We start from the raw sequence: 26638 nt of genomic DNA, 5'->3' as shown, positions 1-26638 counted from the left end.
GGCAAGATAATAAACTATCCAGCTTTTGTCCGGGATATTTTGGCTTTGGCGATGCCGACCCGCTGGGCCGAATAGATGCCGGAGTGACCGCTGAAATAATAGGCTGTAAAGCAGGCGACGGCGTAATAAAGAACATGTTCAGCCCCAAATAATTCCACCCCCATCAGTGTGCAGGCCACCGGCGTGTTGGTCGCCCCGGCGAAGACGGCGATAAAGCCCAGTCCGGCCATCAGGTCTACCGGTGCACCGCTCAATACCGCCAGGGTATTACCCAGCGCTGCCCCGATAAAGAACAGAGGCGTCACTTCGCCACCTTTAAACCCCGTTCCGAGCGTGACCGCCGTAAAAAGTAATTTCCAGAGCCAACTGAACGATTCCGCCCCGCCTGCGTGAAAGCAGGAGAGGATGGTGACAGCCCCCGGGTTTTTACCGATGACGCCGAGTCCGAGATAATCCCGTGTTCCCAGCGCATAGGTCAGCCCGATGATTACCAGGCCACCGGCCACGGGCACCAGCCATTTGATCCTGATCCATCGGTTACTATATTTTTTGATCGTATGCGAGGCTTCGGCAAAGCCCATCCCCGCCAGGCCAAAGGCTACGCCGGCTACAATGATCTTTACCAGAAGAAGAAGATCAAAATGCAGAAAAGCAGTCGTTGTGGTATCCGCAAATTGGATCCGGTAGGCTGTGTGATGAATCCCCCAGGCGCTGCATACGATATCCGCCAGTACGCTGGCCATAAAACAGGGCATGAGGGCATCGTATTGCATCTTCCCCAGCGCCAGCACTTCCAGCGCAAAAATGGCTCCCGTCACCGGCGTGCCGAATACGGCCCCGAAGCCCGCGGCGACCCCGGTCATCAGCAGGGTGCGGGTGTCCTCCTGTGAAAGGTTCAGCTTCCGGGCAAAAAGTTGCGCGAGGCTTCCGCCGATCTGAACGGCGGTACCCTCCCTTCCCGCGGATCCGCCAAACAGATGCGTGATCACCGTTGTGAACAGTACCAGCGGGCCCATCCGCGCCGGTACGCCGGCTCCGGGCTGGTGGATCTCATCGATGATGAGGTTATTGCCGGCCTCGGAATTCTTGCCCAGATATCGGTAGATAATATAGATCAGGATGCCGGCCAGCGGCAGCAGGAAGAGCAGCCAGCTATGCGCAAACCGGAATAGCGTGGCCTTATCCAGCAACCACAGGAACAGGGCCACAAGCGATCCCGCCGTCAGGGCCACGGGGATGACCAAAGCGGTCCAGCGAAGAAGATAGGAGAGAATGGAGAACTGTTCGAACGAGAACCTGGGTTGCTTCATGCCTACAAATTATAAATTTGATCAATTAAGTATTGATAATTCGTAGGCGTCATCGTCCCTCTGATCGTCAGGGCGGTTGATAAGGTGGAACACCATCACCTCGGGGTAAAGATAATGAGATATCGGTAAAAAATTGTATTTTTTGACAATGATCCTTAATCGATTAGCTGCTTGTTTGTGTTGTGTGCTGCTTCTTTCCGCTTTTCCGGCTTTTGCTCAAAAAAAGAACATCGGCTTCGAACTGCATATCCATCGCGCGACGAGTCCGATCCACATCGACGGGGTCATTGATGAGCCGGCGTGGCAGCAGGCCGAGCGGACGGGCGATTTTTATATGGTGCTTCCCATGGATACCAGTCGTTCCAATGTGCGGACCGTGGTGCGGATGACCTATGACCTGCACAATCTCTACCTGGTGGCGGAATGTTATCTGCGCGGAGCCGGGCCCGATATGGTAGAGTCATTAAGACGGGACTTCAGTTTTGTCAAGAACGACAACTTCATCTTCTTCATCGATCCGTTCGAGGATGAGACCAGCGGGTTTTCATTTGGCGCCAACGCCGCCGGTGGGCAATGGGATGGGCTGATGTATGAGGGCGGCAAGGTCGATCTCAGCTGGGATAACAAGTGGACCTCTGTTGTCAAGCGATATAGCGACCGCTATGTGCTGGAACTTGCCATCCCGTTCAAGACCCTGCGCTATAAGAACGGGGTCACGCATTGGGGCATCAACTTCAGCCGCAACGATCTCAAGACGACGGAAAAATCGGCATGGGCTCCTGTGCCCCGGCAATTTCCCACCGCTTCGTTGGCGTATACCGGCGACCTGGTTTGGGATGTGCCGCCGCCGCCGCCCGGCCCCAATATCTCCGTCATCCCCTATGTGCTGGCGGGGGTGCAGAAGGATTACTCCGCGCATGGCGCTAATGTGTACAAGAAGGAGATCGGTGGGGATGCCAAGATCGCGGTCACCTCTTCGCTGAACCTCGATCTTACTGTCAACCCCGATTTTTCCCAGGTGGATGTCGACAAGGAAGTGATCGACCTCAGCCGGTTCGAGTTGTTCTATCCCGAGAAGCGGCAGTTCTTTTTGGAGAACGCCGACCATTTCAACAATTTGGGCTACGCCAATATCCGGCCTTTCTTTTCCCGGCGGATCGGATTGGGCGTTCCAATAGAGTTCGGGGCGCGGCTCAGCGGCAAGCTTGACCCCAATTGGCGCATTGGGGTGATGGACATGCAGACCAATAAAGTCGATTCAATCGGTCTGCCGGAACAGAATTTTTCGATGGTGGCGTTGCAGCGGAAGATCTTTGCGCGAAGCAATATCGGCTTCATCTTCATCAACAAGCAGTCTGTCCATTATCAGCCGGGCAAGGATACGACCCTGCCGGTATATTCGCAGTACAACCGGAATCTGGGTGTCGAGTTCAACCTGGCTTCTTCCAACAATTACTGGACGGGGAAGGTCTTGCTCTTAAAGGCATTCAGCCCCGGGAAGCGCGGCGACGACTATGTACATGCGGGGAACCTACAGTATAACGACCGGCATTGGCTTATCGGCGCGGAATATGAGTATACCGGCGTCAATTACAATGCCGAGGTAGGCTATGTGCCGCGGACGGGATATTTCAAGGTCAACCCGCAGGCGGCGTACCTCTTCCTGCCCGCGGGTGGGATAGTGCTCAGTCATGGCCCTCAGCTAACCTCGACCTATTACTACAGTGAGGCCTTTCATCGGACCGACAACGAGACCATCTTCACCTGGCTGACGACGTTTCGCGATAAGAGTACCCTGTCGGGCGTGCTGATGAACGACTATGTCCGGCTTTTGGCCCCGTTCGACCCGACGAATACCGGCATCCACTATCTCGCCACCGGCACGCAGCATCGGTGGAATACCGCGGGCATCGATTATGTCAGCAAGCCGCAGGCGCTGTTCACCTGGGACCTTTCGCTGCGTTATGGCGGCTATTATGCCGACGGCAACAAGTTCACCCTGCTGGGGGATGTCGGTTATCGCATTCAGCCATACGTCAATTTTACCATGAGCGCCTCTTATAGCGACCTCAACCTTCCGCAACCCTGGGGGCATACCCATTTCTGGCTGATCGGCCCCAAGCTGGATATTACCATGACAAACACTCTTTTCTTCACCGCCTATGTCCAGTACAACCAGCAGATCCGCAACATGAACCTTAATACCCGGCTGCAGTGGCGCTACAAGCCGGCATCCGACCTGTTTTTGGTCTATACGGATAACTATATCACCACGCCGTTTGGCGTTCGCAACCGGGCTGTTGTCCTGAAATTCAACTATTGGTGGAATCTTTAGGGATACGGGACGGCTTTTCTGCCTTAATCTTAGGCGGTTCGCGGGGAAATCCCTATTTTCGCGCCTCATTGCCAGGATCGGGAAGTAGCGCAGGCCGGTAGCGCACCTGGTTTGGGACCAGGGGGTCGCAGGTTCGAATCCTGTCTTCCCGACGAACAAGAAGCCCGCAGCGAAAGCTGCGGGTTTTGTTTTTTCGGTAGTGCCGGGAGCTCGCTTCCGGGCGCGGACGGAAAAACAAAACGGTCCCGACGAAGGCGGGACGGGGCTTTTTGGGTAATAAGGAGGGTTAAAGGATCGCCGAGGTCCGCGTTGGCGCGGCGAAGGCAATCCTGTCTTCCCGACTTGAGAGGACAAAGCTGAAATTATCTGGCTTTGTCCTTTTTCATTTTCGCTGAAAGCCTTATCCAGCGTGTATATTACCTGGACCGCGTCATTGATTCTTGTGGTTCGAAGTCGCTCTCCGTCAAAAGTCAATTTTTCCGGATACATCGAACCAATGACTTCCCGCTTCTTTTCTATCCCTCCATCCTGGTAGATATAGTCCAGCTTCAGGAGATTTTCTATTCCAGAGGCCAGAAGGCCGGGTACGTCATTGTCCTGCGATCTGTTGGATGAGATGGAGCCGAAGTTTATGCACTATTTGAAAACCTTTTTTGATGATGAAGGAATGCCGCATTTGGGAAATTCTCTGGCAAATGTTGAGCAGGAAGTGGCTTTGTATGATGTTATTCTTGACCTCAAGCGAGCGTTGAAACCCGACTTATATCAACGGCTGATAGAGCATTCTTTCTTATTTGCCCCACCCTACTACCCTTTGAATTATTTCATTGAGATACCGCTGAGACCACCGCTTAGAATCTTTACTATTATGGATTGGACTAATACCACGACTCAAGAGCGGTTCGGCGAATTCGTAAGGAAGATATTTCCTGCTCAGAATTCGTCAGACATTATGCGTGACATTGAGCAATGGATTGAACGCTAAGTAAAGGTTGGCCTCGTAAGCCCCTACTATCTATCATACAAGAAAAAATCCGTCAAATTATCGTTATCTCAAAGTATATTGTATAACTATCTACAAATTAACCATGGCACCAAACAGCAGCTCCGAATATGACGAAATCCTTCAAGATCTCCACGGGCAGGACAAACTCGACGTACTGGATGTCATCCAGATGGGAGAAGAAAAACTGAAAGAGCTACAAAAAAGAAAACCACTCCTCTTTTCTGTACTACGGCTATTTAAAAACAGTCCGAAACACAGGCCAATGGTTAAAGAATTCGTTGCCCAAATGGCTCAAACTCATCGTGCAATGAAGGAATACTTGGACGTTCGCTTGGAAATGTCGAAAAGCATTCAAAAACTTCCAGCCAAAGGTTGGTATTTGAGCCTGGACTTTATAGATGCCCTAGCAATTTCCAATTTGGATGAATACCTTGAACGGGATCCAATAGCTTTTCAAACCGATGTAGAGGAGACGTTCTCCCGCCAATTCCTGTATATCGAGGGCAAACTGATGGAAGATTCGCCAAAGAGAGCAGACCTCATTAAAAACATTTTCAGCCTCCACACACAAGGAAATTATTTCGCTGCTATCCCTCTTGCGCTCACCCAGGCAGATGGTTTCTGCAAGGATTGGTTTACCGTCGAAAGTAAATCTGGAAAACATGTTCCCGTTGGCTTTTTCGACATGGACCGAGACCACAAGCGCGGAACTGCCTCACAAAAACTTTCCAGGTCGATTATAGCTCCCGCGACTTCAGTATTCAATCTTTTGCTAAATCAGCTGGCGAAAATTGATCGAAATAATAGCCTCGTTCTCGAAGGTAACACTTCTCGTCTCTCCGATTTAAACCGTCATGCTATCCTTCATGGTGAATCGACGGATTACGGCACAAAGATCAACTCCATCAAAGCAATCCTCTTGCTCGACTTCATCGATGCTCTCCGAATATCAAACTCTATTCTTAAAGAAAAATTGAAATCGACTGGCACATAGCAATGTGTATCCGAAGTATTACGATTCAAACGCGAGAAGGACGTAGTGAGGGCAATACGCGCTAATTGAAGAATGTATATGCTAACATGAACCATCTCCCATAAATCGAAAACTAATTTATATTTGCCGCTTTATGGACCCCGGCTTACTGCTAGAATATGCAAAGAAATTTCAAATCAACCCATCGATCGTCTACTGGGCTGAGATCGCTGCGATAAAGATTTGGCGAAAAATAACCTTTAGTCGCAGTGCCGCCGACTTTAATATGCATGAAAATACGGTAACACAAAATCTTATCTACTCGTTCTGGGAACTTGCCATCACACGTGTATTTCCGGTCCAATTGTATCAGGCGAAAAACGAACGAGCCAATGGGAACGATATTGAAATTGCGATACAAACCGCAAATGGTTACCTCCTGTTTCCCAGCCAAGCGAAAATTGTCAATAAAAAAGGAAGCTATCCTGGCATCCGCCATAAGGTAGCCGGCAAACTTCAGATCGACCGCTTATTGGAATACGGCCATCGAGTTGCGGGCATTCCAATCTATTTGTTTTATAATTTCGGTGATAATCCGGAAAGAAATGAAGCCCTTGAAAACAAGTTTTCCTTGGATGTTCAAAGACTTGGCTGTTCAATATTTCCAGCAGAATTCCTCAAGCATAACTTTTACCGCACAGCGACAAACCGATGGTCGATCCCCGATTTCTATCGGTTACATCACTTACTGGCAATTCCCTTCGGGAATCTGTTCGAATTAATCAATTCCAACACAATGCCTGGTTTAAACCTCGCAGCATACAGTGCCGGAACAAAATTTTATTCGAAAGACGAGATTACCAACAAGAACTACTGGCGAAATTTGACACCCCCACCCTCTATTGGCCGCATTCCGATAAAAGACCATAACCGTATATCTCTCCCAACATTCGAATCCGAAGACAGTGGTTTTAACCCAGCGTTCAGAGTGGTATTTTCAATAGAACGTGAGAATGCCACCATAGTACGAATGTCTTAATGTCCTCATCTCTAATCCTCCGCGGGCGACTTGTGGGAAAGTTTACAGGATGCCTGCGCTGTCCAAAGAGCATTAAAGGAAAGATCGCCTCTTCGGAGGCGATCTTTCTAAGTAACAACTGCGAACGCTCAACTCTTTGATTTTAGCCATTGACTGATAATAGCCATCAGCGCTTGGGGCTGCCCAGACAAAGCCAGCGTCAATAGGACAATCAATATAATGATCAGGACTCTGCTCCGGCGTGACATGGTCACTTTTATGTGGATGCGCATTTTTATGTTTTTAATTAATGAAAGAGAGCAGGCAGGACCAGTTTGGTCTGGACCCGCTGCTGTTAGCTTATAACCGAATCAAAAATGCGTCGTTCCATCGGGGTCACCAATAGATAACGGCATTCAAGTAAGCAATAAATGAAAAGTAACAAGTCCGTCGAGCAGGGCTTCATCCTGTCCGCCGTCCCTCAGAGTAAGTGTCAAGTCTGCCGAGCGGAGTTTCGGTCCGTCCGTCATCCTTCGTGTGAGCGGCCTCCGTAGAGCGCCTTTTATTAGCGCGCGTCGGTCGCCCAGGTATCAAGTCCGCCGAGCAGGGCTTCATCCTGTCCGTCGTCCTTCGGAGAGAGTGTCAAGTCTGTCAGACGGGATTTCTGTCCGTCCACCATCCTTCGTGTCAATGCCGGTAATGAAATGCCCTGTTCAGGGTACATCGTCCTCATCCATTGTTTCGTCCGCCGAGCGGGGTTTCTGTCCGTCCGTCGTCCCGGTATAAAGCTACAGGAATCGACCGAAATCGAACCCCTTTACTAATTGTCGGGAAAATTTTATCTTTCCACCCTTATTTACCCCTTACCATGATAGCATCTCTCGAACATGAAATACTAGGCGTATTATACACCCATCCGCTGGTGTCCGTCACCATGACGGGATCCGACGCCGCCGGCCACGTCCCCATCTTCGCCCGGCAGTACGCAACAGCACACCTCGATTTTGGCGTGCTGGTCGACATCTTAAACAACCCCGGGAAATACGATAAACCCATTCCTGGCGTGAAATTCGTCAATCAGCACCGGGTAAAGTTCGAAGAGGTAAACACGGCCCGGCACGCCTGGTGGGAAGTCTCTGATGCGCTGGAAGTGCTGGTCGCCAACGGCCACGTTGTAGACCTCCAGGAAGGGAACTGGCAGGAAACACACACCCGCACCATCCAGCTGACAAAGCCGGGCGCAATCATCTATAGAAAGCAGACCTATCTGAAAGAGGCCGAAGAAGAAGAGATCAGGGGCCTCAAGGGCCGGCTGTCGAGGATCGAGTACCGGCAAAAGAGATTGGGACTGCTGTACGACGGCGCTAAGGTGCTTCTTGGCGCTGTGATTGGTGCACTAGTAACCTACTTGGTCGCGAAAGCTAAGTCATAGATTCCTGGCTCGAAAAAAGGCTGGCCTGCAAAGCTCCCTTGCATCATGCTCCGAAAATTATCCTTTTAGTTCAATAACCTCGCCAGTAGAAGTACGGAAGAGGAATACCTTCGTAAAGCTCGAACTCAGCGGAAGAGGTATACGAACGTCGTCAAAACTCCCTGTATAATAATTGCCTTCCCGGATCAGCAGCCAATTCTCCTCCAACACCGGCTGTTTCGCCATCTTTTCCTCCTTGTTCAGTACGATAGGCGCTATGTACTCCAGCGTCAGGCTCGGTACTATCCCTCCTTCACTATGAGAATTCCGTGACTCGTTCAGCCTATCGTACCGATGGATACGAATTCTGCCAATGCCGGACGGCAGATTCCGGTATCCCTGATCCAGCACGTGCTTCAACGGACCCGGCTCCATCGTACTCAGGTCATAATCTATATGCTCAACCTCCCCCCAGGCGTCATTCGGGAGGTCTCCGAATTCATTTACAACTATATCCGAAAGCTGTTTAATCACCTCATTCATTTCCGCCTTTCGTATGGTCCGGTTCGGATCGGGAAACACATTGATCGTGAAGGGATAAGACAATCGCACTTTCAGCACCTCCACCAACTTGTCGGTAACCTTATCTTTCGTTGAGGAATATTCTTTCTTTGCTTCGCTGTGGAACACTTCGGTCAGCTCAATACCGATCCGCCTGTTTCCTTCGACCGTCAACACAAAATCCGGGTAGGGCGGCTCCATGGCCACCAGTGTGCCCGCCGGGAATGGCGAATATGCATTTCGAAAACTCTCCATAATGCGCTGCTCTTCTTGTTTTGTCATTTTTCAATTTTTAGCTCCATTGGTAAGATACTATTCTCCGGACAGTTGGCCGCAACCGTCAGGATGTCCCTGCCTCCACCGGCGACACGATGGCCGCCGCAAACCGGGTCTTTAAGAACTGGCCCAACGTCCATAACGCATTGTCAAGCTCGAACCGGTCGAGCTTATGCCGTCGCCGAACCTCGTTGAAGTAGGGTTGATAATGGACATGGTAATAGTCCAGTTTGGTCTTCCCATAGGTGGGAAGTGCGACGATCCGCTGATGCACCAGGAATAGGTGTGTCCGGTGGACATGCTGATCAAAGATCGGGTACACATCCGGCTGGATGATGTGTAGCAGGAAGATCTGCCAAATCGGAGATATTCCCGCAAATGTTTCTTCAAACGCCCTCATGACAAACTGCTGCTTGAGACGATTAATCATCGGTAGCTCAGCCTGGATTCGCTCCACCGACACTCTTTTATTGGGATTGTTCTCATATGGCCGGCTGTTCTTCCACCGATAGAGCTCACCAATGTCCTTCCGGGTGAACCGCTGCTTATCGATGTTGTCAAGGTACAGCGGAAGCGTCTCGGCATTCGGCCGATACATGCTACGCCAGAACTGCACGAACGTTTTGTAGTCGTCATTGGGGTATGCAAATTGTAAATACGGTAAGGACATCGCTTTTAAGTTGAAGGGAGGTAACCATTTATATCGCAAATGGACTCGAAGATATGCTTGATAAGGAGTGCCTCCCCCCATTGTTCATCACATCCACCTTCATACAGGGGTTATTCTCCTGGTAGTATTTTCAAATAAAATAGCCAATTCTTGGTAATATTATAAAAACTTATCATTCCACTTGCCCATGGATGATTGCCGTAATCAATATCCCAACAGGTAAACAACAATGTTCGGGGTGAACGGCAACCCGGAGGCGATTAAGACCAACCGGAAATTCTAACTCCGGGCGAAACCTGTGGATTACCGGGTCCGGAATTGCAAAAAAATTTAGTAAATTGAGGAAACAAAACTGTGAATTCAATATGCGAAACCCGGTAATTATAAGAGATGCGGAACCTCTCTTGGCTAGCGCCAAACGGTTTCGAGCGGCGAGAATAGCCTAGTGGATATGCCTGCGAGCTGCTTTGAGCTTGGCGCGTACCCAGTTCCGCCACCGCCCGGCTTTCAATTCCCAAAAGACTTTCCTTATTGTTGCGAATATCATACCTGACCTCCTCCCGGATAATCGGGCCATTGTAAAGTAGAGAAACCGGGCAAAATTTCATAATTTAAACAATGAAAGATTGCTCATGAAAAAGACAAAATTCACAGAAGCGCAAATCGTTTTCGCGGTTAAGCCGGCGGAGAGCGGAATCAAAATTCCCGAGGTCTGCCGACAGATGGGTATCAGCGAGGCTACCTTTTACAATTGGAAGAAGAAGTACGGCGGCCTGGGCATCAGTGAACTAAGACAGCTGCGGCAGCTACAGGACGAAAATGCCAAATTGAAACAGATTGTCGCAGATTTGAGCCTGGACAAACAGATGCTGCAGGATGTGTTAAAAAAAAATGCCTGAAGAACCGGCAGCTGCGGGAGTTGGTGAATCGCTTGACGGCCGACTACCAGGTATCGATCAGAAGAGCCTGCCGGGTAGTGTGTATGCATCGGTCTAATTGGCATTACCGTCCTCGGCGAAGAGAAGATCGACTTGTGCGGCGTCGAATGCGGGAGATTGCTGAAACGCGGGTCAGGTATGGGATGTGGCGGATCTACATTTTGTTGCGAAGGGAAGGCTTTAAGGATAATCATAAGCGGATCCACCGGATTTATAAAGAGGAAGGGCTTAACCTGCGTAGCAAACGGCCCCGGAGGAATAAGTCGGCTGCTCACCGGCTCGAACGTCCCGATATCAACAGCCTACAGCAGTGTTGGAGCATGGATTTTGTAGCCGATCAGCTCTTTGATGGACGAAAATTCAGGGCTTTAACTATAGTGGATAATTTTAGTCGTTTTTGCCAAGCGATCCGGGTCGGAAAGTCCATTAAGGGAATAGATGTGGCGGAGGTATTGGAAAGGCTGAAAAGGGAGAATGGCACTATCCCAAAACGCATCCAGGTGGACAACGGAAGCGAGTTTATCTCGAAGGATGTTGACCGGTGGGCATACGAAAATAAGGTGGTGCTGGATTATTCCCGGCCAGGCAAACCAACGGATAATCCCTTCATTGAGTCTTTCAATGGCTCATTCAGGGATGAGTGCTTAAATGTCAACTGGTTCTTATCGTTGGATGATGCTTACGACAAGATCACTAATTGGGTTCAGGAATACAATTACTTCCGACCACACAGTTCTTTAAACGGGTTAACGCCTGCCGAAATGGTGGCTAGTTGCAAGGAAATAGGCGAGGCCCAAACGAACAACAAGGAATAGAGCCTGATGATAAACAGGTGTCTTTTGCGACGAAAGAATATGGCTGAACAACTTCAGAAAAGACGCCTATTTCCCATCAGTTTTGTATCTTTAAATAACCCGGCTCTCTTCACTTCAAGCCGGCCCGATAAACGGGAGGACCTCATATTTTATCCACTAAACGGCGCCCTTCAATTTTTGGAGGATTTTCGTTCGCCGTTTGGGGATAAAGCTTCAGTTCCTTTGATCGGCTTTGGTAATACTGTTGAGCATATTTGACCGGAGAAAGATATCCCAGTGATTTATGCGGTCGTTCAGTATTGTAGTCCAACTGCCATTCTTCCGCCATCAATCGGACCTCAGCCAAGCTGTAAAACAAATAGGCATTCAACAGTCCTCTGCGCATGCTTCCGTTTTTCCGTTCTATATAAGCATTCTGCGTGGGTTTCCCTGGCTGTATATAGATCAACCTGATTCCATTGGCATCGCACCATTGCTGGAGCAAATGACTGATAAATTCCGGCCCGTTATCTGTCCGGATACAGGCCGGCTTGCCACGATGTGCTATGATCCTTTCCAACACCCGGATAACTCGCCGCGCGGGTAAGGAGGTATCCACCTCAATGGCTAACGATTCCCGATTAAAATCGTCTATAACGTTCAATACCCGGAACTTTCTGCCGTCGACCAGCGCATCACTCATGAAATCCATACTCCAGACCTTGTTGGGTCCCTCCGGAATGAATAATGCTTCCCGGATCCGGGCCGGTAACCGCCTTTTGGGTCTTCTCCGGATATTAAGTCTCATCTGTATATAAACCCGGTATAGCCGATTATGATTCCACATAAACCCTTTATTCCTTAATCGGTGATAGGATTGCCAAAAACCAATGTCGACGTGCTTGTCCGTTAAGGCTGTCAGCGCCTCCTGGACCGGTGCGTCGTCTTTGAGGATGGCCTTGTATTCGTAGGTGCTTCTGGGGATAGCTACGATCTTACACGCCTTGCGAACACTCAGTTGTTCCTGTTCAACCAGGTAACCCACTGCTTCCCGTTTCTCCGCAGGCGTTATAGCTTTTTTTCGATCAGGTTTTTCATCGCCCGGTTCTCGATGCTCAGCTCGGCATACATCTTCTTCAGTTCAGCATGTTCTGCCTCCAGGTCCTTCAGACGTTTGACATCGGAAGCTTCCATGCCCCTATATTTCGACTTCCAGTTGTAAAAGGTAGCTTCACTAATGCCCAGGTCCCTGGCTATGTCCTTAACGGGAATGCCCCCTTCCTGCTGTTTAAGGGCTGATACGATTTGACTCTCTGTAAATTGCTTGCGTTTCATAATTCAAGTTTAAAGTTAACAATTCATTCGATTGGTAACTCTAATTCTTGTGGCCGGAAGTCGGGGGAGCCGACAGCTCGTGGCCTAGTTTTAGGGGAAGCTTACATCGGTTATTCGGGTAAACATTATCTTGTTGTTCCCCATCATGGAGGAAATGCGGGAAAATTTACCTACGAACTTGAAACAAAAACTAAGGTAACAAGTGCGGTTATTTCTGTCGGAAAAAATCCTTATGGGCATCCACTTAAAAGAAACATGGATAGCTTACGTCGACTTGGATTTACCCTTCTCAAGACAAATACTCACGAAAATGACATTGAAATAGATATGCAGAATTGAAGAAAGTGTCAGGAACGTAATACTAGCCTTTTTCTCTTTCGATAACCACTTCAATGCTTTCTTTCAACTGTGGAATATTCGTATTGATAGTATCCCAAATAATGTCATAATCAACCCCAAAGTAGTGGTGAATAATCTTATTGCGGATGTCACTCATGTCTCTCCAAGGGACGAGAGCATATTTTGCTTTGAAATCGGGATGTATTTTACTGCTGGCTTCACCAATTATTTCAAGGCTTCGACAAACAGCTCGGGTCAATCGATCATCAGCCAGGAACTCTTCGAAGGTACACTGCTGAGATTCTCTAATGAGATAAATACATTCATCCAGTATATGTCGGAGAAAATCAATTTGCGACAGAGACATATTCCACGGTTTTCAAAATGTGCGGACCGATATAGGGACTTAAGGATTGAGTAGTCACCAACTCTACCTTCTTGCCAAATAAATCTTCAAGAAAATGGGTAAGCGACAAAAAATTATTAAACGTTTTTTTGTCCTTTTGAATGTCCACGAGTAAATCAATATCGCTATTGGGGGTCATCTCGTTCCTTACATAGGAGCCGAATAACCCAATTCGATTAACTCCATATAGAGCTAACCGCTGCTTATTGGCTGAAAGCATGTTAAGTATGGTATCCTTATGTAAGGCATTATTCATAAGACAAAAATAATCAAATCTTTGGTAATTTTTACACTTTGTAAATCAATTACTTATGATTGTTTTGGCCCTTTCAAGAAATCGAGTCTCTTCCGTATGACGTTACGTACCTTCGATCTGATAAACAGATGACAGATACTCCCCAGCATATTAAAGAACTTCAATTGAAAATTTGGCTTTCCAAATCTCCAGGGGAAAGGCTGAGGCTGACATTGGAAGGTAATGGTCAGTTGCTTCACTTTTGGTCATCCGCTCAAGTGGTTGATAGGAAGCAGAACGATGAAAAATCCGCCGGCCTGGTTGAAACAAAGAACTCTCTGTAATGCTATTTCTAAAGTCGCAACTTGAAAAGATCCTATAAGAGTAAGAAACTTGAACTTAAGAAGGAGTTACAATAAATTTGTATTTTTGCGTCTTAAAATTAGCTTTTTTACATTTTGGGTCAGATACAAATAAATTCCGTAATACTATTCTGAAAGTCGCGTCTGGCAGCGATCACAAGCCTTACTCACCTGGTTTGGGACCAGGGCGTCGCAGGTTCGAATCCTGTCTTCCCGACGCTCTCACTGTTTCGAGTAATGAAGCGCGATACATCCTGATTTAAAAGTCTTCGACCCAACAAGTTTTAATTTCTCCTGCAGGTCAATGCCTTCAAACCACCGTTTCCCTTTTCCTGCGATGACCGGATGCACGAGAAAAAGAAATTCATCGACCAGGCCCAGCGCTATCAGCTGTGAAGGAAGCGCTACGCCGCCGACCAGCATATTTTTTCCCTGTTCTTGTTTTAATTTTAGTATTTCCTCCTGAAGGTCGGCGTGAACAATTCTTGTGTTATTTCCTTCGGCCTTGTTTAACGTTCGTGAAAAGACAATTTTGTTGCAGGACTCAAATGCCCGGGCAAATTCGATATCTGCTTTTGACTCGCCGGAAAGGTTTTTTAGGATATCGGGCCAGTAAGGAACCATCATTTGATAGGTTTTCCGCCCGTAGAGGAGCAGGCCGGCATCTTGCACCTGACGGGTACAATATTCAAGCAATTCATCATCAGGGGCCGTAGGGGCATGGTCGAAGCACCCATCAATGGTAAGGTTGATTGTGTAGATCAGATTTCTCATTTGATTGTTATTACAAGTTTATTAAGAATTTGTGTTCAACAGATCAACAACAACCTCTTCTGCCCGGATCTTTCCTTTGGCGCACGGTGAAGACAGGGAGGAACCTGACTTTCAGGATGATCAACCGCCAACCTCCATAAGTGACCAAGACCTAGGCTTATCAGACGCGCTGCAGGTTCAGCCTGATAGTGTAGATCAAAGAAGTGCTCACTTAAGAACGACTCAAAACCATCCTCTGTTCCATGATATAGTTTTTTAAGTTGATCACGTATTTCCGGGATCAGTACTTTCTTTTTTCCTTGTGAATTTGGCAATATTTCACTCGGCTCGCCATAGTAAGTGCATAAAAAGGTATCGGTCGGTATTGGCGAGCGATCTACATGAAAAGAATAAACATCGGTTGGGAAAAACGGGTAGGTGTCATCCTGATCATAGCGGTTGATCACATTGAGGATTGGCGATGCGCCATGAGCTTTCAATGCCCTCATGTCATTTAAAAGAATTTTACGGGCAAGTTGCCCTTGTTCGCTCAATTGAAGTTCACAAAGTTCCTCCTGCTCGATCACCGCCATATTTCCGTTTAGTTCTACCTTTTTAACGATCTCGGAAAAATCACCTATTAGTTCACGAGTCCAACAAATAGCATTTATTACTCCCCTAAATGGGGTAGAAATAAGGTCTTGAAAATTCGTGACATAGTGGATCTGATGCTCTGCCTGGGATAAATCTGCCATAGGTTCGATAATTGTATAACGGTGAAACTAGTTCTCTGTCACTTTGATATCCCGGAAAAATGCCTCCGTGCCCGTATCCACGAAAAGACCGATGGCGCCGCTGTTGGCCGCGCCCAGCTTCAGGTCGTTCACGATCAGGACCGGCTGCGGGTTATTGTTCAGGTAAAGTTTGGCCTGAGCGCCCTTTACCACGATCTTCATTTTGATCCATTCATTCAGCCCCATGTCGGCATAGGATTCGTATTTTCCCTCTGCTTCTTTTCGCAGCCTATCGAACTTATAATCCGGGTAGGAAAAATATTGCGTGGAGTGGTTTCTGCGGAGCTGGTCCTCCGCCCTTCCGTTGGTAGGCCTGATGTAAATAGATTCAAACCTGCTATTATCCTTATTGATCCTGAATGCTAAACCGATAAAGCCCCTTGCATCCGGGAAAGCGGTGGGCAGCAGCCGGCTCAATAGCGTTACTTCAATAGTCCCATTGCTGAAATTATCGGTGTTGTTCAGCCGTACGAAGGTGGGCAGATCGGCGCCCTTTGTGGCTGTATCCCTTGTTACCCTCACCGCTTCCTTGCCATCGATGTTCGTGGTCGACATATTTACCAGTACAGGTTTCAGGTCAAAGTTTTCGAAACGCGTTTCCTGGGCAAACAGGAAGCTGGAAGAGGACAATAATAATGTACTCATGATCGCGCCGCGCAGCAAGGGAAAGGTTGATGACAACATGATGAATGTTTTAAATCGTATAAGGATGATTAGCCAGAGAGACCGAAATACCGTTCAATCTCCTCTACCGCATGCTCTGTTCCTTTCTCATTTCGGATCCGCTCGCCCGTAGTCGTTACCTTCCGGCCCACTTCAGTGGACTGTACCTGGCGGATACCAGCCATTAATTTTTCCGATGTCAGTTTCTTCACTGGTATATGAATGCCCAAGCCAAGTCGCTCGACCAACTTTCCCCAGGTGGGTTGGTCCGTGTAAAAGGAGACGATCACAACGGGTAAATTGTGCCGCAACATGGCGGCCAAAGTGCCGGCGCCGCCATGGAAGACACCGACCTTACAGTGAGGAAGAACGGCTTCGTGATTGACATATTTGGCGACAAATAAATTCTTGTGGCTGGGTAGATCACGAAAAACGGACCAGCCGGTACAGAACAAAATCCGCTCACCGCCTAAGACCAGATCAGTGAGGATCTCTATGAATTTTTCCTGGTTGCCGATCCCATTACTGCCAAACCCAATGTAGACCGGCCGATCACCTTTCGACAGCCAGGTCAACAATTCCTCGGAGGCCTTTTCGTATTTATGTTGCTCTCTATGGGAAACAGGAACAGTCAAAAAGCCAGTGATCTTATGATTGTCCGTCCAATCCTTTGGTTGGGAGATCAAGCTCGGACTGAGGCAATAAAGGTCCAATGGTTTTTGCCGGTCGACATGAATGAGCAGACTTTCCTTGAGTGCCGGCAATCCCAGCTCCATTCGGTATTCGTTGGTATCGTGTTTGATAAATCTCCAAAAAAGACTGTGGATAATTTTGTAGGTAAGCTTATTGTACCAGCCGAGGTTCAGGAGGCGCAGGTCTTCTACCGGGAATTCCACTGTAGGGACGAGGGGCGGCATAAAATATGTGTAAGCTACCTTCTTCTGTTGTTTTTCAGCAATGGCGCTTACAATCGGCATGGTCGCCGAATTGGCGATGATAAAGTCGACCTGGCTGATTCTCTCATGATAACTTTTTCGCAAAGGGTGTTTCATTTCGTTGACCGCTTTGAAATAGTACTTCATGAGTTTTATACTATTTTCGGTCTTCAAAATGCGCTGACCCTGCGGCGAATTCATCATCACTTCGGCGTTGCCATAGAGCGGAGAAAAAGGTATCCCAAAGCCCTCTACGAAGTCTTTGAAGTCGGTAGGAGCGGCAAGGACGACGCGATGGCCTTTCTCTAACAAAGCGAGCGCCAGTGCGATGTAAGGTTGAACATCCCCCCTGGTGCCGTAGGTATAAATACCGATAGTCATGTCAAGGTTATAGCAGGCAATGTAGCAAATCTCTGTCAAAGCCGGGCTTCCTGTTGGCCCTGTGGTGGGTCAAAACGCCCTGATCGCTTTCGGATCTACGCCCACTCTTGCCCATCTTCGCCTAAACATGGTCATTGTGCATTTTCTTCCTATCTTAAAGAGATTTTTCTGCTTTTAGTAGCCCTATCGAACGGCCCTATGCTGCCGTTTTCCTATCATAACCCGTCTTTCTTCTACACAGCCAGTCTTCCGTAGGGACGTCCCTACAAGCCATTTATTTAGTCAACCTTAAACTTTTCTATTATGAAAAAGCTCCACTTCTTCTGCTTCTTTTTCTGCGTGCTTTTGCTGGCTTCCTGTAGAAAATCCGGTGAATTCCTGCCTATCGGAGATAGCGAGGAACAAAATACGACTACTACCCTTAAACACGGCCAGCCTAATGAAAAGCAATTTATGCTTTCCCGGATGGCCTGGTATCGCAGTAACGTCCACGAGATGACCGGTATTGACGTGATCACATTTAATTTTAGCTACAGCAGAAAGGGGCAACTTGATTCTATGCAATTCGATCCCCAGGTAATCGGTGGGATTGGTGTTCATCGCATTAAGGACAAGGGCAAGATTGATACCATATTTTCTACCTCCCCTTTCACTATACCACAGACACTGAAATCAGGATTTGAATACGATAGGCACGGAAACATTAGCGGGTTTACCAGAACCAATCAGAGGAATGGTCAAATCACACCCGTTGTAATCACCTATGATCAGGGATATCCGCATCGGATCACCCGGGTCAACACCACAGATCCTTCCCTGAATGATCACGATATCTTTACCTACAACGAAAACAATATTGCGCGATGGACTATGGCGTCAGGGTCATCAAGAAATGACATAAAGTATACTTACGATCGCAAACATTTTAATCCTGTTTATTTTATTGACGATCTGGTGCCCATATTTTCTTTCGAGCTGGGTTGGGAATTTTTTCTGGAGGCCGAGAACGTAAGCGCGTCGAAATTCTACGTGCAGACCCAGCAGTTGGTTCCCTTTCAAAACTTTTTTGACCGTAAAGGCAGACTTGTCAAAAAGGTGTGGACAGAGCCTTCAATGCCATTGCCCGATAGCCTTGTCTTCACGTATGTGAATTGATATGCCCATTTCGAGTCTCCTCAAGCTGCCTTGCGGGCTAGTTTCTATTAATCGTTTTTAAACTTTTTTATTATGAAAAAGCTCAATTTGTTCTGCTTCTTTTTCTGCGTGCTTTTGCTGTGTTCCTGTAGAAAATCCGGCGAATTCCTTCCTGCCGGGACCAGCGAGGAAGAAAATACCACCACTACCCTCAAACACGGCCAGCCTAATGAAAAGCAATTTAAGCTTTTTAACATATGGTGGTGGCGCAGCAACGTCCATGAGATGACGGGTGAACGCGTGATCGTTTTTAGTTTTCGTTTCAACAATAAGGGGCAACTTGATTCTATGGAGTACGGTCCCCAGATACTCGGTGGGATTGGTGTTCATCGTATCAGGAGCAGGATCGATACCATTTTTACCTCCTTTCCTGTCGGGGCATTGTATTCAATGAAAACAGGGTTTGAATACGATCGGCACGGAAATATTACGAGGTTTACGTTGTCCAATGTGAGGTTCGGCCAGATAACCTCCCTTGGATTGACTTATGATCAGGGTCATGTGCATCGGATCACCCAGTTCAACACCGCAGATCCAACCCTGAACGCTTACAATATCTTTACTTACAACGAAAACAATATTGCGCGATGGACCAGTGTGTCAGGGTCGTCAAGGACCGATATAAAGTATACCTACGATCGCAAACATCTTAATCCTATTTATTTTATTGACGATCTGGTGCCTATATTCTCTTTCGAGAATGGTTGGGAATTTTTTCTGGAAGCCGAGAACGTAAGCACTTCGAAATTCTACGTGCAGAGCCAGCAATTGGTTCCTATTCAAAACTTTTACGACCGTAAAGGCAGGCTTATTAAGAAAGTATGGACGGAACCTTCCATGCCATTGGCCGATAGCCTTGTCTTTTACTATGTAAACTGATAAAGCGTGCCCCGGCGGTTTTATTCACCCATTGGCTGCCAAAGTTCTATTTTATTGCCTTCCGGATCGAGAATATGGACGAATTTGCCATAGTCGTAGGTGGCTATCTCGTCGACAATGGTAACTCCGGCTTCTTTAAGTTCACCGACCAGCGCCTCAAGATCTTCGACCCTGTAGTTGATCATAAAATCTTTTGTCGAGGGGTTGAAATAGTCTGTATTGCCGGGAAACGGCGCCCAGACGGTGGTACCCTTTTTTGAGGGGTCGTCCGCCTGTAACCATTCGAAGTTGACGCCATACTGATCACCAACCACCCCCAGGTTTTGGGCGTACCAATCCTTTACCTTTTGCGGATCCTTGCATTTAAAGAATATTCCGCCGATACCGCTTACCTTTTTCATTTAAAATGGGTTTTGTTTCTTTTAGATTGTATGTCTGTCACAAAGTTGTGGAAATTGCGCTCAATTCCCTTCATACTTTCGGGTGATTGTTGAAAAAACCTCTCAAAATCATGCTTTTGGGCTGGTTTCAATAAAAAATGTTCTTAAGTTCCTCTCCGCCGTAACCCTCAGGCAATTGGAACCCATTCATAAAAAGAGTGGGGGTGGAGGTGATCCCGGCATCCTCGCACCATTTGCTCATCGCTTCGAGTTGGCTCCCGACGTCCGCTTTATTTTGGGAAAGAGGGTATTTCCCGGCAAATGCTTCATAGTCTTTATTTTCACCAAGATACCAATCGTCCAGGGATCTTTGTGTTTTTGCCGGGTCTCCTTCTGATGCAATCTGCAACAAGTGCTTTACCACAATTGTGCTTCGATTCTGCTCATCATTGGGCGCCGTGAAGATCACTTTTAGCCTTACCTCATCGCTGTTCTTTAGCATCTCCTCCAAATGGCGATGAGCCTTCGCACAGGGGCCACAATAGGGATTGCACACCTTAAGAATGGTATTGGGGGCGGCCGGATTGCCCAGGTTTATCCCCAATTGCTGCCAGCCCTCGGGGGCCGCCGCCTGTTGCTGCAGAAGTCCTTTGAATATTTCGGGATTATATTGAAGGCGTTTATACGCCGATTCGAAGGAATTCGCATTATTTGCGCTTTTGATCAAGGGTTTAACGCCATACCACGCGAGTATTACGATGCCCAATAGAAGAACATAGATAAGCCGGATACCGGCAAACGGCATTGCAAAGGCGGTGGGAAAAAAGGAAGGGTTCGGCGCGGCCCAGAAATTAAAGGCGCTCCAGATCAATTCACCTAAGAGCACTGACTGAACCGTAAGACAAAGCGGACACCATTGTTTAGCAACAACCGATTGATAATAAATGCTGAAGATGGTATAGGGCACGGCGCAGGCATTCAAAACGGCCAGCCAACCTATTTTTTCTTTGAGATCGATGTTTGGGAACAACAGCAACATCGATGTCGACGCAAAATAAAACAAGCCAACCTCACTCCAGCTGATCCCCCCTATTTTGGAGGCTTTGCTGTTTAAAATGGCGTCGCAATTCATTTGCCTGCCGGCACGACAGATATTTTTTGCAAAGGCGTTCTCTTTGTTGTTCTCATAAACGATCAATAAGACCGCCGATGCAGTACCAATACCTTTCAAAATTGCAATAGAAGTAAACGCAAAAATATTCCCACCGGACAGGTTGGCCACAAACGCCGTCAGCATCAGCAGGACGACTCCCGCCGTCCAGACAAGTCTTTTATTTCTAGCGGCTTTTTCCTGACCGAGCTTCCTGGCAAAATCTTTCTCGCCACTTTGCTCGTCCGGCTCTGCGATCCATACAACATTCTGATACTTCTGCAGGAATTCATCCTTCGAAATGGTATGCGCCTTCCTGTCTTTGTATAGATACTCAACACTGCTGCCGGAAATGCCGGTTACCAACACAAAGTCCTTCCCGACCTTCGGCAACTTCAGATAGGCGATAAAGGGCGGCTCCAACCGGTCCAGGTTCTCAGCCCTGATCTCAAAGGCTTTGTTATTTATATGATAACGGCTGAAAGTCTCTGTGAGGCTGAGCAGACTGGGAAAATGGGGGTTCTCCTCGATAGATCTTTTTATAGAAGATGCTGTAATTTTTACCTTCAGCAATCTGGCATAGTGGCCGGCAACATTTTTCAAAGAGGTGTCAAAGGATTGAGCCATAGAACAGCGGCGGTAACAGGTCGTAAGAAAAAAGGTCTTAAGAAGTTGTTCTTAAGACCATAGTTGAAGCTGATCATTTTATTGACATCAACAGTCCCGTGGAATAGTGCAATTATCGACAATGTTGGAATGCCACACCTGCTGACAATAGGAAACAGTGATCTGGGAGATCGTGCAACTCATTACGGTGCCATCGCATTTGTAACCGGGGATGTCACAGCCGCCGCCGCCTAAGATCTTTTTCTGTTCATTTTTTGAAAGCTCCCTGGCAAGGCTCAAGGTACCGGCTCTTTTTAATTGATTCATAAAATAGGTTTAAATGGTGAATGATAATGGTATCCTAATTTAAACTACTATTTCTATCTTTCAAAAAGAATCTTTAGCACCCCTGCATAGGATAAACGCTTCAATGTATCAATTACCAATTTTTCAAGTCCGGCCGGATTGGCGGCGATTTCGTCCGGATCGAAATACTGTTTTACCTCTTCGATCAAAGACTCAATGGTATATACGCCGCTTCTTATCGTTTCCACTATGAGCGTATCTAATTGGTCCATGTAATATTCGTAGATGTTTACTCTTACGATGCTCGGGACCAATGCCACCATATTCGAAGACCTGTCTTCGGCGAGGTTTTTCTCCAGGAGCTTTTTTATCGAGTCTCTTTCGGCATATTGCCATATCCAGCCGAGTTCTATCAGCAGAACATTTTCATTCACCTCAACCAATAAGCGAAGCATTTCGGGGGCGCCAAGGGAAAACGCTTGCTGAAGGCTTTCATATTTAAGGGCTTCTTTTTTGTATGGCGATGACATTTCACCGGAATGAGCGAATATTTTTTCAAATAGCCGGTCTTTTTGCTGTTCAAGGTGGTGTAATTCCGCGATCAACTCATCCTTTTTCTGATCCCCGGCACTCCAAATGGACTTTGCTTCACCGGTTCTTTCATAAACGGTATAAGGGTTTGAAATGCCGGTCGAAGGGGAATTGTAAATTTTGTTTGTCATCGGGACGCCCGCCTGCTTTACCATCTCCATGATCCTATAGTAAAATGCCGGGTAGCTTGCCCGGAGGCTGTTTGAAAGATGGTCGCACAAATTCACATGCTTTTTAAAACCTCCCACCGGGTGGACCATTTTTACAGCAGGTCTGTCCTGAAAACGTATGAGGTCTTCATAGACCGGGGTTTCGATCACTTCTTCGAGATAGAAGGAAATGTTCCTGTTCTCTCTCAATGCGATCTGAACCAATGCATATTGTTCAAATAAGAAATTGAGATTGGATAGATTAGCCGGATCGATCTTGTCGATATCCTTCCGGTTCCTATCGACAAATGCAAATGCCTCGGCGCAATAGATCTTAAAGAATTCCAGATCCTTACCGCCGATAAGCCCCGCATTTCCGGAATAGATCGTTTTGTTCTCATAATATCCCTTTTGGTAGATGGGGGGAAGATCGCCGAAGACTTCATTGATCCCATCCAGGGCGGCTTTGTAGAAGAAGAGGTCTTTCTCGAGGTTTTGGGAAATGATCCCCGCCTCCATTATTTTTTTATCCGGTTTTTCCCAGAGAAAGACATCCCCGTCGATATGAAGAAATGGCTCGGACTGGATGCTGTATGAAAATATTTTTGCCAGGGCCCAGAGCTGCGACGGATAGTCCCGCAAAACGCCTTCCAATTCCGTTGACACCCCGGAATAGGGTAGTCCTAACCTGTCTATCAGGATCTCTTTACCAAAATGGTCCGTCACCAGATGAACCTCGTTAAAAAGCGAACAGGCCTGCAGACAGCTCAATGCCCAGCTGATCCAATGATATTCGGATGTCGGCCAACCGGCCTTGATATCGATCGATCTGTTTTGGCTTCCGGGCGCATTACCTGTCCAGAATGTTTGAACGATTCTCATTGCGTTGATCTCATATCGCTTTTCTGAATGGCTCCGGCACCGGCCCAATGGGCATATTGGCCGGCGGTGTCTTGGCGCTGAGAATAATGATATCTCTTGTTCCCCTCCCGCCATTCACGCTTCCGTCCGCGACTTTGAGCTCAGTGCCATAGTGCCAGACCCTTTTGTCGTTCCAGAAGATCAGCTGCCCCGCGGGTATTACCGAATTGAATACGAGGTCATCCGTCTTTTTGCCTTGATCATCCAATACATACTGGCTGACCCCTGAATCATCCGTAAGGTTGGTCCGATTGACTACCAGCATTCCAACATGCCTGTTGCCGTCCTGGTGAAAACCCTCCACGGCGGGGAGGCCGATTCGGTTTGTGAAGCAATCCACCCGTTGGAACTGCACCAGCACGATGGCGTCACTCCAACCGAAAAAGGCGGCATAGCAGGCCAACAGTTTATGAAAATCCGGGCTGTCGGTGATGTTATTGCTGATGCGGGGATATTCCCTGCGCATATCGCCATGAACGGGATTATACCTGATCGATTGTTGCAGGGCGTACTGCGGCAAATTCCAGCATCGATAGCCCGTTTCGTCGGATTGCCAGGCCGGAAGTCCAGTACTGAGATACCGGTTGCTTTGCGCATCGCTCATGCCGCTTAACTGGTTGACCATGGAAATATGTTCATCAATTGCTTTTATCGGAGCGGCCATTGCATGCTTCATTCTAAACCAGGCGATCGACTTGTATCTATAGCCGTCCCGGATATAGGGATCAACGGGGATCTCGTCGAAGAAGGGAGACCAGCTGTGCACATCGATAAATTTTGAGGCGTCAATGGCCTCATATAAGAAATTTGATAAATCCAACTCGGACGGTTGCTGACCCTGGGTGTGCATCACTGAAAGTTTATATGTAATAATATTGAAAATTGTACACTTCGTGGCATGAAATTTTGTGCCGATACTACATGCAACACCGTATAATAGAACCGACGATCCTGTACTTCGGCACTCCGGTTGCCCTTATCACCACCCTTGATCATGCCGGCAATGCCAATATCGGCCCGATGTCTTCCGTCTGGGCATTGGGATGGACGATGATGCTGGGACTGGAGTGTGCGTCAAAGACCTATCAAAATCTGATCGCCACGAAAGAATGTGTGGTAAACCTTGCCGATCACTCACTTTTTGATAAGGTGGAAAGCATTGCCACCCTCACCGGCGCGCAGCCTGTTCCTGAATATAAAAAAGGCCGCTATACGTATGAGCCCGATAAATTTAAAGCCGGGGGTTTCTCAAAATTAGCAGCTGAAACGGTAAAGCCTCCGCGGATTGCCGAATGCCTTCTCCAACTGGAAGCGGTTTTGAAGGAGGTGATCGTCATTACCGACGACCCCAAAGAGGCCGGCGACACGGCTGCTGTGGCTGTAAGGGTGGTGAAGATCCATGCGCATGAGAGTATCATTGCCGATGCCAACCATATCGATCCCGTTAAATGGAATCCGCTTATTTACAATTTCCGTCACTACCGCCAACTGGGCAAGGAGTTGGGCAAAACGTTCAAGGCGGAGATCTAGCCCTTCGGTTCGCAGGCCACCCCAAACAGGCAGCGCTGTTTGATCATGGTGACGACCTCGGGCGGCACATACTCCTCCCATCCCTGTTCGCCGTGCTTGATCATATGCAGGACCCGGTCTGTCTGGACCTGGAGGTTGCGCTCCTCGTAGTGCCGGATGTCTTCGATCTTGTTGTTGGCGATCAGGTAACGATACAGGTCCACCAGATGGGTGGGCGGGTCGAACCGAAGGCAGTTATAGATGATGCCGTTTCGCAGTGTAGGATAGATGAACAGTTTTACGTTTCGGCTGAAGAGGGTGGCGAACGATTCCAGGATGCCTCCCTGCAGGTCCTGGTAATGTTCTTCGGAAAAAATATATTCGAGGTTGGGATACCCTAACACAACGCCCATTTTCAGCTTTGTGATCTTCGAAAGATAAGATACCAGCTTATAGTACTCATGGAAATCCGAGATCAGCACCGTCTGGCCCAGCGCAGAAAGGATATCCACCCGGTCGAGAAAGTCCTTTTCATCGATCTCGGCCGTTGGGTCGGCATCCCGTTCTTTCAGGGCCTGCAGGGTCAGTTCGGTAACGACCACAAGATTATCCTTGTCGACGTCGGGCTCCTGCATAAACTGCAGCACTCCATTTGTCAGCATGTCCAGGTGTACGTTGATGACGGGACGAAACCGCCCGCGGATCATCACCAGATGTTTCTTATACAGCACTTCGGAAGGCTGCATATTCTTGCCGTCCGGTCCGAAGAGGGCGGCATCCGAAAATCCATATTTTACGAGATGCAGTGACATGAGCCGGTTGTCGACCTTTGCAAAGTCGGGACCTTCGAACCGGATCATATCGATCTGGATGGCATCCTTCGACAGGTTGTCCATCAGGGAAAGCAGGAAAATATTCGGATGAGTGTGATAGTAAAAGCAGGCGTAGAGCAGGTTAACGCCAAGGACCCCCACGGCGGCCTGTTGCAGGACGTTGTCGTTATCCAGCAGCTTCACGTGCAGGACGACGTCATTGTGCGGACCATTCGGTGTCAGCTGGAACCGAACGCCCATCCAGCCATGTCCTTCGTTCGTTTTGTGATAGTTGAGGGCCGACATGGTATCCGCAAAAGAAAAGAAGGTCGTCTTGTCGCCGCGCGATTCGGCGAGCCGTTCGATCAACAATCCATATTCTTTTTCCTGCATCGCCAGAAGCCGCGCTTCGCTTACATACCGGCGGCCCTTCTGAACTCCATAAATAGCATCGGAAAAAGTCATGTCGTAAGCCGACATCGTCTTGGCGATAGTGCCTGAAGAAGCGCCTGCCTTAAAAAAATAGGCTGCGACATCCTGGCCGGCGCCGATCTCTGCAAAGGAGCCGTAAATCTGTGGATCAAGATTGATGGCAAGCGCCTTTTGTTTCGTCCCTAAATCCTTGTTGTGAATGACGCTCATGCAC

General features: G+C 48.0%; 23 protein-coding genes, 2 tRNA genes, 1 pseudogene and 1 riboswitch. Of the genes and pseudogenes, 11 read left to right on the top strand and 15 right to left on the bottom strand.

The annotated features are described in order from the left end of the window. Nucleotides 1–14: 14 nt before the first annotated feature. Entirely contained in the window at nt 15–1310 is a 1296-nt protein-coding gene (locus VGM48_RS11205; RefSeq protein ID WP_331579048.1) for a voltage-gated chloride channel family protein, read from the bottom strand. 36 nt (nt 1311–1346) lie between these two features. Then, a riboswitch (Fluoride riboswitch) is annotated at nt 1347–1419 on the bottom strand. A gap of 39 nt (nt 1420–1458) precedes the next feature. Between VGM48_RS11205 and VGM48_RS11200 the strand changes: the two genes are divergently transcribed. From VGM48_RS11200 to VGM48_RS11175, 6 genes are all read left to right on the top strand, one after another. Continuing rightward, nucleotides 1459–3645: a carbohydrate binding family 9 domain-containing protein gene (locus VGM48_RS11200; RefSeq protein ID WP_331579046.1), complete on the top strand. Its 2187-nt coding sequence runs from the start codon at nt 1459–1461 to the stop codon at nt 3643–3645. A 78-nt stretch (nt 3646–3723) separates the two neighbouring features. After that, a tRNA-Pro gene (locus tag VGM48_RS11195) sits at nt 3724–3797 on the top strand. A 479-nt stretch (nt 3798–4276) separates the two neighbouring features. Further along, nucleotides 4277–4630 (top strand): hypothetical protein, encoded by a 354-nt coding sequence (locus tag VGM48_RS11190; RefSeq protein WP_331579045.1) that lies wholly within the window; start codon nt 4277–4279, stop codon nt 4628–4630. Between the two features lie 103 nt (nt 4631–4733). Continuing rightward, on the top strand, nt 4734–5645 hold the full coding sequence (locus tag VGM48_RS11185) for a hypothetical protein (RefSeq protein WP_331579043.1): 912 nt from the start codon (nt 4734–4736) through the stop codon (nt 5643–5645). 133 nt (nt 5646–5778) lie between these two features. After that, a complete protein-coding gene (locus VGM48_RS11180) occupies nt 5779–6663 on the top strand; it encodes a hypothetical protein (protein ID WP_331579041.1) in 885 nt (294 codons plus the stop codon). 847 nt (nt 6664–7510) lie between these two features. Then, a complete protein-coding gene (locus tag VGM48_RS11175; RefSeq protein WP_331579039.1) occupies nt 7511–8074 on the top strand; it encodes a hypothetical protein in 564 nt (187 codons plus the stop codon). Nucleotides 8075–8131: 57 nt separating this feature from the next. Here VGM48_RS11175 and VGM48_RS11170 read toward each other — a convergent pair whose 3' ends face one another. After that, nucleotides 8132–8896 (bottom strand): hypothetical protein, encoded by a 765-nt coding sequence (locus tag VGM48_RS11170; RefSeq protein ID WP_331579037.1) that lies wholly within the window; start codon nt 8894–8896, stop codon nt 8132–8134. 58 nt (nt 8897–8954) lie between these two features. Continuing rightward, nucleotides 8955–9560 (bottom strand): hypothetical protein, encoded by a 606-nt coding sequence (locus VGM48_RS11165; protein WP_331579035.1) that lies wholly within the window; start codon nt 9558–9560, stop codon nt 8955–8957. Between the two features lie 632 nt (nt 9561–10192). Here VGM48_RS11165 and VGM48_RS11160 point away from each other — a divergent pair. Further along, nucleotides 10193–11313 (top strand): IS3 family transposase gene (locus VGM48_RS11160; RefSeq protein ID WP_414711250.1). Its coding sequence is split into 2 segments (ribosomal slippage): nt 10193–10445 and nt 10445–11313, totalling 1122 coding nucleotides; the frame shifts between segments, so codons are not numbered across the junction. A gap of 250 nt (nt 11314–11563) precedes the next feature. Here VGM48_RS11160 and VGM48_RS11155 read toward each other — a convergent pair. The 3 genes and pseudogenes from VGM48_RS11155 to VGM48_RS25595 form a co-directional block, all read right to left on the bottom strand. Beyond that, a pseudogene (locus tag VGM48_RS11155) lies at nt 11564–12627 on the bottom strand (IS3 family transposase); the annotation flags it as partial. A 361-nt stretch (nt 12628–12988) separates the two neighbouring features. Beyond that, the gene (locus tag VGM48_RS11150; RefSeq protein ID WP_331579031.1) at nt 12989–13333 is read right to left on the bottom strand and encodes a DUF86 domain-containing protein; all 345 of its coding nucleotides are present in this window, start codon (nt 13331–13333) and stop codon (nt 12989–12991) included. Continuing rightward, a complete protein-coding gene (locus tag VGM48_RS25595) occupies nt 13314–13592 on the bottom strand; it encodes a nucleotidyltransferase family protein (RefSeq protein WP_414711251.1) in 279 nt (92 codons plus the stop codon). Before VGM48_RS25595 ends, VGM48_RS11150 begins: the two co-directional genes overlap by 20 nt. A gap of 508 nt (nt 13593–14100) precedes the next feature. Between VGM48_RS25595 and VGM48_RS11145 the strand changes: the two genes are divergently transcribed. Beyond that, nucleotides 14101–14186, top strand: a tRNA-Pro gene (locus VGM48_RS11145). 5 nt (nt 14187–14191) lie between these two features. Here the strand turns inward: VGM48_RS11145 and VGM48_RS11140 are convergent. The 4 genes from VGM48_RS11140 to VGM48_RS11125 are packed head-to-tail and all read right to left on the bottom strand — an operon-like array spanning nt 14192 to nt 17495. Further along, nucleotides 14192–14743, bottom strand: a complete 552-nt coding sequence (locus tag VGM48_RS11140) for a dihydrofolate reductase family protein (RefSeq protein WP_331579029.1) — start codon at nt 14741–14743, stop codon at nt 14192–14194. Between the two features lie 35 nt (nt 14744–14778). Next, complete coding sequence (locus VGM48_RS11135; RefSeq protein WP_331579027.1) at nt 14779–15477, bottom strand: hypothetical protein; 699 nt, start codon at nt 15475–15477, stop codon at nt 14779–14781. A 27-nt stretch (nt 15478–15504) separates the two neighbouring features. Next, nucleotides 15505–16200: a family 16 glycoside hydrolase gene (locus VGM48_RS11130; RefSeq protein WP_331579025.1), complete on the bottom strand. Its 696-nt coding sequence runs from the start codon at nt 16198–16200 to the stop codon at nt 15505–15507. A gap of 29 nt (nt 16201–16229) precedes the next feature. Continuing rightward, entirely contained in the window at nt 16230–17495 is a 1266-nt protein-coding gene (locus VGM48_RS11125; protein ID WP_331579023.1) for a glycosyltransferase, read from the bottom strand. 303 nt (nt 17496–17798) lie between these two features. On the opposite strand from VGM48_RS11125, the gene VGM48_RS11120 reads away from it, so the two are divergent. Beyond that, complete coding sequence (locus VGM48_RS11120) at nt 17799–18650, top strand: hypothetical protein (protein ID WP_331579021.1); 852 nt, start codon at nt 17799–17801, stop codon at nt 18648–18650. 72 nt (nt 18651–18722) lie between these two features. Continuing rightward, entirely contained in the window at nt 18723–19568 is an 846-nt protein-coding gene (locus VGM48_RS11115) for a hypothetical protein (RefSeq protein WP_331579019.1), read from the top strand. A 20-nt stretch (nt 19569–19588) separates the two neighbouring features. Here the strand turns inward: VGM48_RS11115 and VGM48_RS11110 are convergent, their stop codons facing one another. The 4 genes from VGM48_RS11110 to VGM48_RS11095 form a co-directional block, all read right to left on the bottom strand. After that, entirely contained in the window at nt 19589–19969 is a 381-nt protein-coding gene (locus VGM48_RS11110) for a VOC family protein (protein ID WP_331579017.1), read from the bottom strand. A gap of 127 nt (nt 19970–20096) precedes the next feature. Further along, nucleotides 20097–21725: a vitamin K epoxide reductase family protein gene (locus tag VGM48_RS11105; RefSeq protein WP_331579015.1), complete on the bottom strand. Its 1629-nt coding sequence runs from the start codon at nt 21723–21725 to the stop codon at nt 20097–20099. Between the two features lie 359 nt (nt 21726–22084). After that, nucleotides 22085–23632: a DUF6734 family protein gene (locus VGM48_RS11100; protein ID WP_331579013.1), complete on the bottom strand. Its 1548-nt coding sequence runs from the start codon at nt 23630–23632 to the stop codon at nt 22085–22087. 10 nt (nt 23633–23642) lie between these two features. Further along, nucleotides 23643–24437 (bottom strand): 2OG-Fe dioxygenase family protein, encoded by a 795-nt coding sequence (locus VGM48_RS11095; protein ID WP_331579011.1) that lies wholly within the window; start codon nt 24435–24437, stop codon nt 23643–23645. Nucleotides 24438–24592: 155 nt separating this feature from the next. On the opposite strand from VGM48_RS11095, the gene VGM48_RS11090 reads away from it, so the two are divergent. Beyond that, a complete protein-coding gene (locus tag VGM48_RS11090; protein ID WP_331579009.1) occupies nt 24593–25201 on the top strand; it encodes a flavin reductase family protein in 609 nt (202 codons plus the stop codon). Here VGM48_RS11090 and VGM48_RS11085 read toward each other — a convergent pair. Continuing rightward, nucleotides 25198–26634 carry a hypothetical protein gene (locus VGM48_RS11085; protein WP_331579007.1) on the bottom strand — a complete coding sequence of 479 codons (1437 nt, stop codon included), beginning with the start codon at nt 26632–26634 and terminating at the stop codon, nt 25198–25200. The genes VGM48_RS11090 and VGM48_RS11085 overlap by 4 nt on opposite strands. Between the last annotated feature and the right edge of the window lie 4 nt (nt 26635–26638).

Origin of the sequence: Puia sp. (assembly GCF_036500295.1) — a bacterium.
Classification (GTDB): domain Bacteria; phylum Bacteroidota; class Bacteroidia; order Chitinophagales; family Chitinophagaceae; genus Puia.
This window is presented reverse-complemented; position numbering and strand designations above follow the sequence as displayed.